11 protein-coding genes and 1 tRNA gene are annotated in these 12,457 nt (G+C 58.9%); 5 read left to right on the top strand and 7 right to left on the bottom strand.

The genetic code is table 11. The features are described from left to right. Positions 1-50: 50 nt before the first annotated feature. Positions 51-662 carry a DUF922 domain-containing Zn-dependent protease gene (locus ACQZ63_RS17095; RefSeq protein WP_065702384.1) on the top strand — a complete coding sequence of 204 codons (612 nt, stop codon included), beginning with the start codon at positions 51-53 and terminating at the stop codon, positions 660-662. A 19-nt stretch (positions 663-681) separates the two neighbouring features. Here the strand turns inward: ACQZ63_RS17095 and ACQZ63_RS17090 are convergent, their stop codons facing one another. Then, positions 682-1,284: a J domain-containing protein gene (locus tag ACQZ63_RS17090; protein WP_003513049.1), complete on the bottom strand. Its 603-nt coding sequence runs from the start codon at positions 1,282-1,284 to the stop codon at positions 682-684. A gap of 317 nt (positions 1,285-1,601) precedes the next feature. On the opposite strand from ACQZ63_RS17090, the gene ACQZ63_RS17085 reads away from it, so the two are divergent. Continuing rightward, on the top strand, positions 1,602-1,955 hold the full coding sequence (locus ACQZ63_RS17085; protein WP_003513050.1) for a nuclear transport factor 2 family protein: 354 nt from the start codon (positions 1,602-1,604) through the stop codon (positions 1,953-1,955). 55 nt (positions 1,956-2,010) lie between these two features. On the opposite strand, the gene ACQZ63_RS17080 is transcribed toward ACQZ63_RS17085, so the two are convergent. Next, positions 2,011-2,086 (bottom strand) — tRNA-Thr (locus tag ACQZ63_RS17080). Between the two features lie 207 nt (positions 2,087-2,293). On the opposite strand from ACQZ63_RS17080, the gene ACQZ63_RS17075 reads away from it, so the two are divergent. Then, complete coding sequence (locus ACQZ63_RS17075; RefSeq protein ID WP_013636455.1) at positions 2,294-4,033, top strand: GGDEF domain-containing protein; 1,740 nt, start codon at positions 2,294-2,296, stop codon at positions 4,031-4,033. An 18-nt stretch (positions 4,034-4,051) separates the two neighbouring features. On the opposite strand, the gene ACQZ63_RS17070 is transcribed toward ACQZ63_RS17075, so the two are convergent. The 5 genes from ACQZ63_RS17070 to ACQZ63_RS17050 all read right to left on the bottom strand — a co-directional run bounded on the left by ACQZ63_RS17070 (position 4,052) and on the right by ACQZ63_RS17050 (position 10,590). Next, entirely contained in the window at positions 4,052-5,161 is a 1,110-nt protein-coding gene (locus ACQZ63_RS17070) for an endonuclease/exonuclease/phosphatase family protein (RefSeq protein ID WP_013636456.1), read from the bottom strand. A gap of 167 nt (positions 5,162-5,328) precedes the next feature. Beyond that, entirely contained in the window at positions 5,329-6,357 is a 1,029-nt protein-coding gene (locus ACQZ63_RS17065) for an ABC transporter ATP-binding protein (protein ID WP_113556363.1), read from the bottom strand. Next, positions 6,345-8,039: an ABC transporter permease gene (locus ACQZ63_RS17060; RefSeq protein WP_113556364.1), complete on the bottom strand. Its 1,695-nt coding sequence runs from the start codon at positions 8,037-8,039 to the stop codon at positions 6,345-6,347. Before ACQZ63_RS17060 ends, ACQZ63_RS17065 begins: the two co-directional genes overlap by 13 nt. A gap of 9 nt (positions 8,040-8,048) precedes the next feature. Then, positions 8,049-9,032, bottom strand: a complete 984-nt coding sequence (locus ACQZ63_RS17055; protein ID WP_013636459.1) for an ABC transporter substrate-binding protein — start codon at positions 9,030-9,032, stop codon at positions 8,049-8,051. A 313-nt stretch (positions 9,033-9,345) separates the two neighbouring features. Further along, positions 9,346-10,590, bottom strand: a complete 1,245-nt coding sequence (locus ACQZ63_RS17050) for an aminotransferase-like domain-containing protein (RefSeq protein ID WP_025593984.1) — start codon at positions 10,588-10,590, stop codon at positions 9,346-9,348. A gap of 265 nt (positions 10,591-10,855) precedes the next feature. On the opposite strand from ACQZ63_RS17050, the gene ACQZ63_RS17045 reads away from it, so the two are divergent. Then, on the top strand, positions 10,856-11,308 hold the full coding sequence (locus tag ACQZ63_RS17045; protein WP_003513061.1) for an RbsD/FucU family protein: 453 nt from the start codon (positions 10,856-10,858) through the stop codon (positions 11,306-11,308). A gap of 109 nt (positions 11,309-11,417) precedes the next feature. Then, entirely contained in the window at positions 11,418-12,449 is a 1,032-nt protein-coding gene (locus ACQZ63_RS17040) for an endonuclease/exonuclease/phosphatase family protein (protein WP_019565331.1), read from the top strand. Positions 12,450-12,457: the final 8 nt, after the last annotated feature.

Below are 12,457 nucleotides of genomic sequence, written 5' to 3'. Positions count from 1 at the left end.
CAGCCCGGCTCTCGCCTATCTTCGGCGCGCAAGACACCAAGGATCGATGCGTGCCCACCAAAACTCTCTCTTCCCTCACCATAAGCGCTGTGACGATATTGCTGAGCACCCTTCCGCTGTCAGCACAGTCAGCCGGCTGGAAACCAGCCGAGCAGATAAAAACCTATGCGATCAGCGGTGATACGGGCGGAGCGCTTTACCAGTCCATAGGCGAGCGCGGCCCGACCGCCGGTGTGCAGGCCATCGCCCACACCACCTTCAAGCTGACATGGCGGCGCGATTATCGTCCGCAACCGGACGGTGCCTGCGTACTGGCCACCGCCAAGCCCAATCTCACAATCATCTATACCTGGCCGAAAGCGCCGGCCAGATTGCCGCCCGCGGTCGCCGCCAGCTGGAAAACCTTCATTTCCGGTGTGGAAACCCATGAGCGCGTTCATGGCGAGCACATTCTCGACATGGTGCAGAAGATCGAGGCATTCAGCACCGGTCTGAGAGCGGAAAACGATCCGAAATGCCAGAAAGTGCGCGTTGTCCTGCAACAGCGGCTTGGTGAGCTATCCAACGAGCAGCGCCAGCGCGGACGCGATTTCGACCGGGACGAGCTTTCCCCCGGCGGCCGCGTGCATCAGCTCATTCTGGCGCTCGTCAACGGTCCCTGAGAACTCCAGGGGGAAACGGCTATTCCGCCGCCTCGCCTTTCAGCAGCGGTTCGGAGAGCGATATGCTCTCCAGCTCGTAGGAATAGCCTTCCAGCATCGTATAGGCCTGCTCGATCGCCTCTATCTGCGCTTCCGCATTGCGGATGGCTTCGGCGATGGACTGGCTGCGCGCACGCAACATGGAACTCAACACATCGGTCTCCGGCTTTCTGCCCAGCCGGTCCATATGTTTGCGCACCCGCGTGCGGTGACGCTCCAGTTCCAGAATGTGAAAGCGGCTTTTCAGGATATCGTCGGTCAGCTTGCGGCGCATGGCGGCCACTGGGTCGAAGCTGCCGGGCTCGCGCTCGTCCAGAATGAATTCGTTGACCAGAGTTTCCAGCATCAGCAGGCCTTTGAGGTCCTTGGCATCGGCAAGCTGCGGATCGTAACCGGTATCGTCGAACACCTTGCGGCGCACCGGATCCTTCAAAAGCTCGTAAGCGGTTTGCAGGCGTGCGAATTGGTCGGTATCACCCCCGCTGTCGGGATGGGCGGCTTTCGCCACCTTCCGGTAAGCGGACTTGATCGCCGCCTCGTCGGCATCACGCTCCACGCCAAGCAAAACATAGGGATCGATCACTAAAACACCTTCAAACGCAAACTGTTACCGCATGCCATACGCCACCCCCGTGCGGCTCGCGCACAGATCATAAGCGAATTCCGCCCGCGCGGCACCCCCGCGCCGGCGCAAAAGCCCTTGATCCTCAAATTTGTCGGACCCATGGCGACTATAATCACGGGCGGGACAAAATTGTGGAAAGTCATGGCAAAACACGCCGGGCCAAGCTGCCTACCCATGCGGAAAACCGTGCAACCCGCAGGTTTTACGGTGCTTATGGTGGAACGGCTTCAACGGGTGTAAGCTTGGCTTTTGGATCTGAAGGGAGGGACGATCCGATGCCGCAAACCATTACCCAGACAGTGACGGATTATGTGCACGCCATGGCCTATGCGGATGAAGGCCTGATGCGTGATGTTTTCGATCCGCGCGCCAGCATCGTCGGGACGTTTCAGGGTGAAACGGAATGGCTTTCACTGGAGGACTTCGCCGAGCAGATACGGAAAAGCGAACGCGGCCTGCCCGATCACGACCCCGTCTTCGAAATCCTCGGCATCGACAAGGAAGGCGACAGCGCGTCCGTGAAGCTGACGACGAGTTTCGACGGCATGGATTTTAGCGAATACCTGTCCTTGCTGGAGCGCGACGGCAACTGGGCAATCGTGCACAAGCTATATCACATCAAGCCATAGGCGTTGTGCGAATGCAGGAATAATAGAGGGGAAATGGCCAAGCCATTGAAAATACTGGTGCCCCCGACAAGGTTCGAACTCGTGACCCCCTGATTACAAATCAGGTGCTCTACCAACTGAGCTACAAGGGCAATCCAGTGCCTTGCCAACTATCAGATTCTCACTTCGTGTAAAGCAAAAATTGATTGGGCGCCGTTGGGAGACCTCTTTTCCACACCGTACCTGTGGGTTTCAATCACCAGGTCGCGGCAAAAGGCCTGCAAAATAAGCGAAGTATTTACGCGATGTAGCTAAAATGGCGATAATTCATAACCATCCCACCGGGAATAACGCATCGCATGCGCGCAAGCATACAGAAAATCCAACTAACCGGTACGATCGTCATAGCGGTAAGTTCCATCTTGTTGGCAACCCTTGCCGCCCTGCCGAGCGTTTCCAGTTACTTACGCTACCGGACCAATGCGCAGCAACTCAGCCGCTTCGAAACGGCCCTCCAGTCCGCATGGCTGGTATCGGCCGAGCGTGGTCCCGCCAATAATTTGATGGGCGCGTCTTCCCCCGATGCAAAACTGGTCCAGGAGCTTGCCGCAGCGCGCAAGGCAACGGACGAAAAGCTGGTGGAACTCGAAAACTCTTTTGCCGCGGAAATCAGGGCGCAGCCAGAATTGGCAAAATCGCTGGTCGATACCCGCCGAAAACTGGCGCAATCCCGAGAAGCGGTCGATCAGGTTGCTGCACTTCCGGAATCCGCACGCAGCTACACGGTGATGTCCAACGCGATTTTTGCGATGTTCAAGGCGGCAGACAGCGTCAACATGCTGCGTGGCAAGACCGCTCGCGCGATCATCAAGGTAACGCCCAATGTAGCGATCGACATCGCCATGACCGGCACGGCCGGAGTGATGCGGGACCGGATCGGTCGCCTTGGTTCCTACGTGGTCATGAGCCTGCGGGCGAACAGGCAGGACAAGCTGAGCCTCCGCGCCAAATTCGACACGGAAATACAGAGCCTCACACTGCTGAAATCGTCGCTGACGAACTACACCGCCGCTTACCTGTCCACACCACGCGTCGATGCAGCGTTTCGCGATATTGAAATCTTCTATTTCGGCCAGGCACTTCCCTATGCGCAGAATACGATTGCGATGGTGGTGCCGTCCGCGCAGCCAAGCATTCGCGAATTCTCCGAAAACTACATCAAGGGCATGCGGTCCTCGAGCACGTTGCGCGACCTTATTCTCGCCGAAACACGGGCAAGGATAGAAAGAAACAAGGAACAGGCTTTGATCTATGGTGGAACGTCTCTCCTCCTCGCTCTCATCGCGGTTCTGGTATTGCTGCGGCTTGCATCGGTTTACAGAACGGCACTGTTCCGCCCCATGCAATCCGTCCAGACGCAGATCGCCGCAATCGCCGCTGGCGATCTTTCAGGAGCCCTGTATCAGGACAAGGCTGCTCCGGAAGTGAAGAAAATGTTCGAGGAACTGGATTTCCTGCGCGAGCAGCTTCGCCAGAAGGAAGAAATGGAAAAGCAGCAGTCTGCGCTGGCCGAACAATTACGCACGCTTTCAGAAACAGATGCCTTGACCGGTGTGTCCAATCGCCGTGCGCTGGAAAAGACCGTTCGTGCCATATTGAGCGGCGAGGAGCAGTTGCAGGCGCTTGGCGTGATGATTGTCGACATCGACCACTTCAAATCCATCAACGACCGTTATGGCCATGCCATGGGCGACCTCGCGCTACAGAAGACAGCGACTCTTTTAAGAGGCGCCCTCCGTAAAAACGATATTCTGGCGCGCTATGGCGGCGAGGAATTCGTGGTCGTGTTGCAGGATGTCAGCCACGCGACGGCGACCGCCACCGCCGACCGCCTGCGCCGGCTGATTGAAGCCCAGATCATTGATGAACAAAGCGGGCTGTCACTGACGGCAAGTTTCGGCGTGGTCTGGCAGGAGGCACGGGCGATCAACAGCTGGGACGAGCTGATCGCAATTGCCGACGACCGGCTTTATGAGGCCAAGCGTGCGGGCCGCAACCGGGTATGGGCGACCTACTTCCCCAAGGTTGCCAACGGCTAGGCGGCCCGGAGCGGCAGATCAGATCAGATCGAGCGTCATAACGACAGGGCAATGGTCGGAAGCCTTGGGGCGGTCCCAGCCGGTGCGCGGATAACGATCCACCTCCTGCCCCGGCGGAAAGACCGTCCTGTAAGGCTGGCCAGCGCGGATGATTTCGGGAACCCTTGTCGCATTGATGTGCGCAAGATGTGGGGAAAGCCAGATATAATCGAGCTGGCAGAGATGCTGTTCCTGTGGCCCGCGCGAATGATAGAGCGTCCAGCGATCCATGACGTCACGGCGCGACATCGGATTGGTCACAAAATCATCCGCCGTGAAGATATCGAGCGCGCTCCGCTCCTCTTCCACCGGCGTAAAGCTGTAGCCGCTGCGCCGGTCGCCGGAAATCGAAATGCGTTCCTGATAATCATTCATGTCGCCGCAGATGGCAAAATTCTTGTTGCGGGTATTGTTTGCGCCCCAGCGGTTTTCGATGATGCGGCGAACGGCCATGGCTTCCGCCTCGCGAATCGGCATGGTCGCGAGCCGGGCATCTATGGCGTCACGGGCATTGGTCATGGATTTGAAATGCGTGACGTAAAGCGTCAGCGGTTTGCCGCCGACCCTCAGATCGATTTCCAGACAATCGCGTTTGAAAATCTTGTCGTCTATCTGGTTGGTCGCGGCAAGTGCGGGATTGAAGAGATCGAGATTGCGGTAGGTTAGCGCGGCGTGGCTCTTGATGTCGATGACCTCGATCTTGTCGCCGTCTCGGGTCTGCTCGCGCATGACGACCGCGACATCGATGCCGCGGCTGTCATTGCCCTCGACCAGATATTTCTGCAGATAGCCGTTGCCGACCATGCGGTAGAGATAGCCATATTCGAAAGCCTGCAGGGCCGCCATGTTGTCGACTTCCTGCAGGCAGAGAATATCGGCATCCGCATCCGCAATGGCCAGCGCCGAAAGTTGCCGCGTATCGTCTGTGGAAGAGACTGCCCGCGCACTTTCCAGCGCCTGATAGGTTGCCTCGTCCCTGATATCGAAAAGCTGGATCGCCCTGTCGCGCCGCGTCTGGTTGCGAAAACCGGTAAAGTCGAAACGGGTGAGAAGATTTTCGATATTGAAGGTGGCGAGCCGAAGCGACATGTTTCATTCCTGTTGCTGGAATGGGAGCTTAGCCGCTCCCGTTCGGTCTCGCCAGTGGCCTGTCGCGTCGATCAGATTTCCCTATTCACGATGTCGGATTTTATGTGCCGGGATATTCCCCACCCTCATTCCTGTGCCCGTCACAGGGATGAGGGTGCAAGCAAATGCTAAAGACGCCACGCCGCACGAATCGCAACCGGCAACCGGTCACCGACCGCAACCGATTCTCGAGAATAAGCCCGAAGCGCCTGCCCGTCCGGCAGGTCGAGACGCAAGGCATAACGCTCGCCCTCGTAGAGAACCGAGGTCACGGTGCAGGTGATTCCATCCGCATCCCGCACCACGTCCTGCGGCCGCACGAGAATATCCGCCCGTGGTAATTGCCCACCGTTATCCATCGCTGTGCGGAGCGCGTCCCAGTCAATATCCCGCGAAGAACCTTCCGGCACCGGCACGGAGAGAATGGCGCCCTGCCCCACCAGCGAGCCGACAAGACGCCCCTCGGGTCGTGCATAAAGCTCGGCGGGCGGCGCGACCTGAAGCAGCTTGCCCTGAGACATGACGGCGACATCGGTTGCCAGCGCCATGGCTTCCGCCTGATCGTGGGTGACATAGATCATCGTCGCGCCGGAGCGGATGTGGAACTCGCGAAAGGTCTCCTCCATCTCCTGCCGCAAATGCCGGTCGAGATTGGCGAGCGGCTCGTCGAGCAGCACCACATCGGGTTCGGTGACGAGGCAGCGAGCCAGCGCCACGCGCTGCCGCTGGCCACCGGAAAGCTCGGCGGGACGGCGGTCCGCAAAGCCTTCAAGGCGTACGGCCGCCAGCGCTTGGGCCACCTTCTCGCGATATTTATCGCCGGAAATGCCGCGCACTTTCAGGGGATAACCGGCATTGTCGGCAACCGACATGTGCGGCCAGAGCGCATAGGACTGGAACACCATCGCCATGTTGCGCCGCTCCGGCGGCACCATGCTGCCTGCATCGGCCAGCACCCGCTCGCCGAGCAGGATGGAGCCATCAGTCGGTTGCTCGAAACCGGCGATCATGCGCAGCACTGTCGTCTTGCCGCAGCCGGAAGGCCCGAGCAACGCGAGGAAACCTCCCTCACGCACCGTGAGCGAGAGGTCGTCAACGGCGGGTTTCGAACCGGCTCCAAAGCTTTTCGTCAGACGATTGAGGATCAATTTCGCCAAGGGACCACTCCTTTCGGCAGATAGCGCCCCAGAATTTCGAGCAGCAGCATGAGGAAAATCACCATGATGACGACAAGCACCGAAAGTGCTGAGGCAAGATCGAAGCTGCCGCTGTCATCGAGGTTATAGATGAGCACACCGAGCGTCTGCGTGCCGGCGGACCAAAGGAGCGCCGAAACCGTCAGCTCATTGCAGGCGATCAGGAAAACGAGGATGACGGAAGCGCCAGCCGCAGGCCCGACCAGCGGCAGGATGATGTCCTTCAACCGCCGCCAGAAACCGGCGCCCGAAAGCCTTGCCGCCTCTTCCAGCGACGGATCGAATTGCAGGAAGGCGCTGACCATCGGTTTGAGGCTGACGGCGAAAAAGGAGGAAAAATAGGCGAGCAGAATGATCCAGATCGTGCCGTAAAGCGTGATGCCGAGCAGCGGGATGGGGGCCGCGAACAAGAGGACGAAGGATACGGAAATCACCACACCCGGCAGCGCATAGGGAATATCCACCAGCGCCGACAGCAGGAACATGAAGCGGCTTTTGCCGCGCACCAGGAAATAGGCGGTCAACACCGTCACCGCAAGCAGGGAAAGGGATGTGACCGTCGCCAGAAACAGCGAGTTGCGGAAGGCTGTGCGGGTCACGCTCTGCCGGTAGAGCAGCTCCTCATAGGCGTGCATCGTAGCGGTCTTGAGACTGAGCGGCACGCCATAGGCGGGGGCAAGCGAGCTTGCCACCAGCGCAGCAAGTGGTGCGACCAGCATGAAGAACAGCACGAGCCAAAGGACAAGCTCAGCAACTACACGCCAGCGCGACAGCTTGAAAGTCGCGGCCTTGCCGGAAAGACCGATGATGCGATAGTCCCTGCCCTTCATTGCCCGCTCTTGCAGCGCAAGACCGGCCACGGAGATGATGGCGATCATGGTCGAGAGAATGGCGATATCGCCGAAGGTGCTCGCACCAAAACTGGCGAAGCGGCTGTAGATCAGCGTCGGCAGGGTGAAGATCGAGGCCGGAATACCGAGGATCGCCGGAATACCGAAATTGCCGACATTGGACACAAACGAGATCGCCGCCCCGGCGATCAATCCCGGCGTCGAAAGCGGCAGGATGATATCGAACAGCACGCGGCGAGGCGAGGCACCCGAAAGCTTGGCCGCCTCGATGCCATCCTGCGGCAAGGCCAGCAAACCAGCGCGCAGCGACAGATAGACAAGCGGCGCATGCTGCACGCCGAGCAAAAGCGCGATACCGGCAATGGAATAGAGCGGCTGCGGCGAGCCCATGGGCGGCGCAAGGCCGATGGCCTTTAAAAGCGTGCTCGACGGGCCGGTCATGCCGATCCACGACAGCGCCGTCACCTGCGGCGGGATCATCATCGGCAGCATGAAGAGGAAGCTTAAGATCGACTTGCCGCGTATGTCGCAGAGCGTCAGCGCCAGCGCGAAGCCCCCGCCGATCATGAGTGAAATCAGCATGCCGAAAAAAGAGGTGGACAGCGTGTTCAGCGCCGCATCCCAAAGGGCGGGATCAGCCAGCAATCGCCATATGTCACCGTTGAGTGACGAAACAATGCCGGTATAGGCGAGCCGCCCGAGCGGCAGGGCGCTGAGCGCAAAAACGACGCTCACCACAAAAGGAAACAGCCAGCGCGGCTGGCTGTTTCCATAGGCACTTGATCGGGACATGCCGCTATATCAGCCCTTGGAGCCGAAAATATCGGAGAAGGTCTTCAGATCCTGCTCTGAGTTCTTCAGCGCGTCCGCGGCGTTGAGCGGCAGGACCTTGAGCTTGTCGCGGGCGGGGAAACCTTCCGGCATGCCAGCGTCAGCGCGCGCGGGGATGTAGCCGAGCTTGACGAAGCCCTGCTGGCCTTTTTCCGAAAGCACGTAGTCGACGAACTTCTTAGCGGCTTCCTCATGCTTGGTACCCTTGAGGATCGCGACCGGTTCGGTCACGGCCGAAACGCCCTCTTCCGGGAAAACGAACTCCACCGGGGCGCCCTTGGCCTTTTCGCGGATAGGCATGTAGTCGACGACAACGCCGTAAGCCTTCTCACCTGATGCAACCGACTTCAGCACCGCGCCGTTACCGCCACCGGAAATGGCTTCATTGGCCTTCAGCTGCTTGTAATAGTCCCAGCCGAGGCCGTTGGCAGCGGCCAGCGTCTGCGCGTGGATCAGCGCTGCACCAGAGGTCAGCGGGCTCGGCATGGTCACCAGACCCTTGGCTTCCGCCTTGGCAAGATCCTTCCAGCTCGTCGGCTTCATCGCAGCGGCAGTGTTATACATGATGCCGGTGGTGATGAGCTTGGTGGAATAATAATAGCCGTCCGCATCGTAGAGCGAGGCGTCGATGTTCTTCGCTTCCGGCGACTTGTGGGCCATAAGCTGGCCAGCCTGCTTCATACGCTCGAGTGTGACGGTGTCGGCGATCAAGAGCACGTCGGCAACCGGATTGCCGGCGCTGATCTCAGCCATCAGCTTGGCCATGATCTTCGGCGTTCCGTCACGCACCCATTCGACTTCGATACCGGGATTGGCGGCCTTGAAACCATCAACGGTCGCCTGCGCGTCCTCGTTCGGCTGGCTGGTATAAAGCACCAGGTCGGCAGCATTGGCAGCGGTGGCGATGAAGCCGAGCGATACGATGGCGGTAAAAGCGGAAAGCAGCGTTTTCATAGGTCCAGTCCCTGTTGTTTCGTGGGACCGCTAAAACATGATTGCATAACATGTATGTGACAGGCAGGATTTTAGGGGTGTGATCTCGGTAGCCAAGGTGGAGACCGGGGCTTACCCCCCCTCTGCCCTGCCGGGCATCTCCCCCACAAGGAGGGGGATCGGCAAGACGCTCTTTCGTCACTTAATTTTCGAACGTTGAGATGGGCGAAACCTCACCACGGGTCGATCTCCCCACCTGTGGGGGAGATGTCCGGCAGGACAGAGGGGGGGGGGTAAGCCGCACCCCCTGTCGCTGCCGAAAACCTCGCAACCCTCAAATCGCCGGAACCACTTCGGTCGTCTCCGCCTGCGCCGTCGCGATCAACCGGCCAAGCCGCTTCATGCCTTCCTCGATCATCGCCTCGTTGGCGCAGGAGAAGCTGATGCGCAGCGTGTTCGTGCCCGAGCCATCCGCAAAGAAGGCGCGACCCGGAACGAAGGCGACCTTCTCCGTTGCGATGGATTTTGCCAGCAGTGCGGCACCATCCATGCCTTCCGGCAGGGTGACCCAGATGAACATGCCGCCTTCCGGCTTGGTCCAGCGCGTGCCCTTCGGCATGTATCTGTCGAGCGCAGCCAGCATCGCATCGCGGCGGGCGCTGTAGGCAGCCTTGATCTTGGCGACCTGTTTGTCGAAGCCGCGCGAAGCGACACGTTCAATGGCGATCTGGTTGATCGTCGAGGAATGCAGGTCTGCGGCCTGCTTCATCAGCACCAGCTTGCGGATAACTGGCGCGGACGCAACGATGTAACCGACGCGAAGGCCGGGTGCGAGCGTCTTGGAGAAGCTGCCGCAATAGATGGTGCGGGTGTTCTCGATGCCGCCCGAGCGGGCAATGTCCAGCGCCATGATCGGCGGAACCGCCTCGCCGTCGTAACGCAGCGACTGATAGGCGGCGTCTTCGATGACGGCGATATCCAGCTCGTCAGCCAGCGCCAGAACCTTTTCACGGCCGGCAAGATCAACGGTTTCCCCGGTCGGATTGGAGAAATCGGCAGAGAGATAAGCGAACTTCACCGCGCCGCCGAGCTTTGCCGCGGTTTCGCGGTAAGCTTCGGGCGTGCGGTTACCGCCGGGATTGAGCTGGTCGTAATTCGGCTCATAGGCGTTGAAGGCGGAAAGTGCGCCGAGATAGGTCGGCCAGGTTACCAGCGCGGTATCCTTCGGCGACAGGAACAGCTTGCCGAGGTAGTCGAGACCCTGCTGCGAACCGGAAACGATGAAGACGTTGTCGGCAGTGCATTCAATGCCGATCTCGGCCATTTCGCCCGCCAGCCATTCGCGCAGCGGCTTGTAACCTTCGCTCACCGAATATTGCAGCGCCGAGTTGACCTGCGAACCCGAAAAAATTTCCGCATAAGCCTGCTGGAACTCCTCTGCGGGGAAAAGAGCCGGGTCCGGAATACCGCCGGCAAAGGAGATGATATCGGGCTGCTCGAGCAGCTTCAGCAGCTCGCGGATTTCAGACGCTTTCATGCGCGACGAGCGCGTGGCGAAAATTTGTTCCCAATCAAGCATGGGTACGTTTCCTCTTGTGTCGTTTTTATGCGTGCATCTTTACAGAAATGTCGATACGTCAGCAATACTGACTTATCAGTTTTTCGAATTATTTCTGCCTCCCTGCACGTTACCCGCATTTGGGCCCGCCTTTGGCGGACAAAGCCAAATACACCCTTGCGCAAAGCTTCACAATCTTCCGTTTGCGATTGACGCGGCAAGGTTTTCCGGCTGGATTGCGGCCACGCGCCGCGACACGGCGAAAGCATCATGGGAGTTTGACGACATGCTGAAAAATATCGACCCGGCGCTGAATGCCGATGTCCTTCACGCGCTACGCGCCATGGGTCACGGCGATACGCTGGTGATTTCCGACACCAACTTCCCTTCCGATTCGGTGGCTCGCCAGACAACGGTCGGCAAGGTGCTGCGCATGGACAACATCTCCGCCGCCCGCGCCATGCAGGCGATCCTCTCGGTGTTGCCACTCGACACGCCGCTGCAGCCTTCGGTCGGACGCATGGAAGTGATGGGCGCGCCGGACCAGCTGGAACCCGTACAGGTCGAAGTGCAGAAGGAAATAGACGCGGCGGAGGGAAAATCCGCCCCCATGTATGGTATCGAACGCTTCGCCTTCTATGAACAGGCTAAAAAAGCATATTGCGTCATCACAACAGGCGAGACCCGTTTTTACGGCTGCTTCCTGCTGACGAAGGGCGTCATCCCGCCGGGCAAATAAGATCGAACGGCAGACTGGGTCGTGTGCTAAACCCGTCATGACAATTTCAAGTTGTTGTGGCAAAAACTTCCACTAGGTTTTGTAAAACCAACCGGAGGTGTGAGGTATCATGACCCAATATGTCCTGGCGTTCTGGAATGTCGAAAACCTGTTTGCGCCGGAGGGTTATCCAGCGCGCGAACCTTGGATTGCCGAGCGGCTGAAGAACGATCTCAAAGGCTGGACCGAAGATCTGTTCAAGACCAAGCTCAGGCAACTCGGTTTGATCATAAGGCAGATCGGCGGCGCCGGGCCGGATCTGCTCGGCGTGTGCGAAGTCGAGAACCGTTTCGTTCTGGAGACGCTTGCGGAACATCTGAACGACCTCATGCCTGAGCGCGCCTACCGTGTGGTGCATGCAGATTCCAGCAAGGACCAGCGCGGCATCGATACGGCCTTCATCTATGACAGCAAGAAGCTACTGATCAACGAAACCGAGATTTTCAGCCATTTCGTGATGCGCCGCACCGGTACCCGCGACATTACCCAATGCACCTTCATCACCAAGGGCGGACGCCAGCTTATCGCCCTTTCCAATCACTGGCCGTCGCGCTCCGGCGGCGCGGTGGAAAGCGCCGGTTTTCGCATGACCGCCGGTGAGACGCTTGGCTACTGGCACCAGCGGATCAGGGAAGAAAAAGGAAACGACATCGCCGTCGTCGCCTTCGGCGATTTCAACGACGACCCTTCCGATGCATCGCTGCGCTATCACGCCAATTCCACCCGCGAGCGCGACGATGTCGAAAGCTCGCAATCGGCAATGTTCTACAATCTCACCTGGAACTACCTGCGCCAGCAGGTAGTAGATTCAGTCGGTACGGCAAGAACGATCTATGGCACGCTCTATTTCAACGGCGACGCCAATATCTTCGACCAGATCCTCGTCTCAAGATCGCTTCTAACCGGGAGCAGCGGCTTCGCGGTGCGCGAGGAAACCGCGAAAATTGAAGCCATTGCCGCCATGGTCAGCCACAGCAAGAATGAGGGGCCGATCCGCTTCGGCCTGTCGAAAGGCGATGCAGTCAAAAACGTCAATCTCGGTGGTTTCTCCGATCACTTTCCCGTATCGGTCATTATCGAGGAAGCCGACGCCATCGTGTGATCCTAGCC

The organism is Agrobacterium sp. CG160-95 (assembly GCF_053521725.1).
The sequence above is the reverse complement of the archived record's forward strand: the minus strand, read 5'-3'. Positions and strand labels throughout refer to the sequence as shown.

What these genes read in the sequence shown, in the direction of transcription:
- ACQZ63_RS17055 (WP_013636459.1), bottom strand. Translation starts at nt 9,032, where the DNA reads ATGAAAACGCTGCTTTCCGCTTTTACCGCCATCGTATCGCTCGGCTTC.
- ACQZ63_RS17075 (WP_013636455.1), top strand. Translation starts at nt 2,294, where the DNA reads ATGCGCGCAAGCATACAGAAAATCCAACTAACCGGTACGATCGTCATA.
- ACQZ63_RS17070 (WP_013636456.1), bottom strand. Translation starts at nt 5,161, where the DNA reads ATGTCGCTTCGGCTCGCCACCTTCAATATCGAAAATCTTCTCACCCGT.
- ACQZ63_RS17060 (WP_113556364.1), bottom strand. Translation starts at nt 8,039, where the DNA reads ATGTCCCGATCAAGTGCCTATGGAAACAGCCAGCCGCGCTGGCTGTTT.
- ACQZ63_RS17040 (WP_019565331.1), top strand. Translation starts at nt 11,418, where the DNA reads ATGACCCAATATGTCCTGGCGTTCTGGAATGTCGAAAACCTGTTTGCG.
- ACQZ63_RS17085 (WP_003513050.1), top strand. Translation starts at nt 1,602, where the DNA reads ATGCCGCAAACCATTACCCAGACAGTGACGGATTATGTGCACGCCATG.
- ACQZ63_RS17045 (WP_003513061.1), top strand. Translation starts at nt 10,856, where the DNA reads ATGCTGAAAAATATCGACCCGGCGCTGAATGCCGATGTCCTTCACGCG.
- ACQZ63_RS17050 (WP_025593984.1), bottom strand. Translation starts at nt 10,590, where the DNA reads ATGCTTGATTGGGAACAAATTTTCGCCACGCGCTCGTCGCGCATGAAA.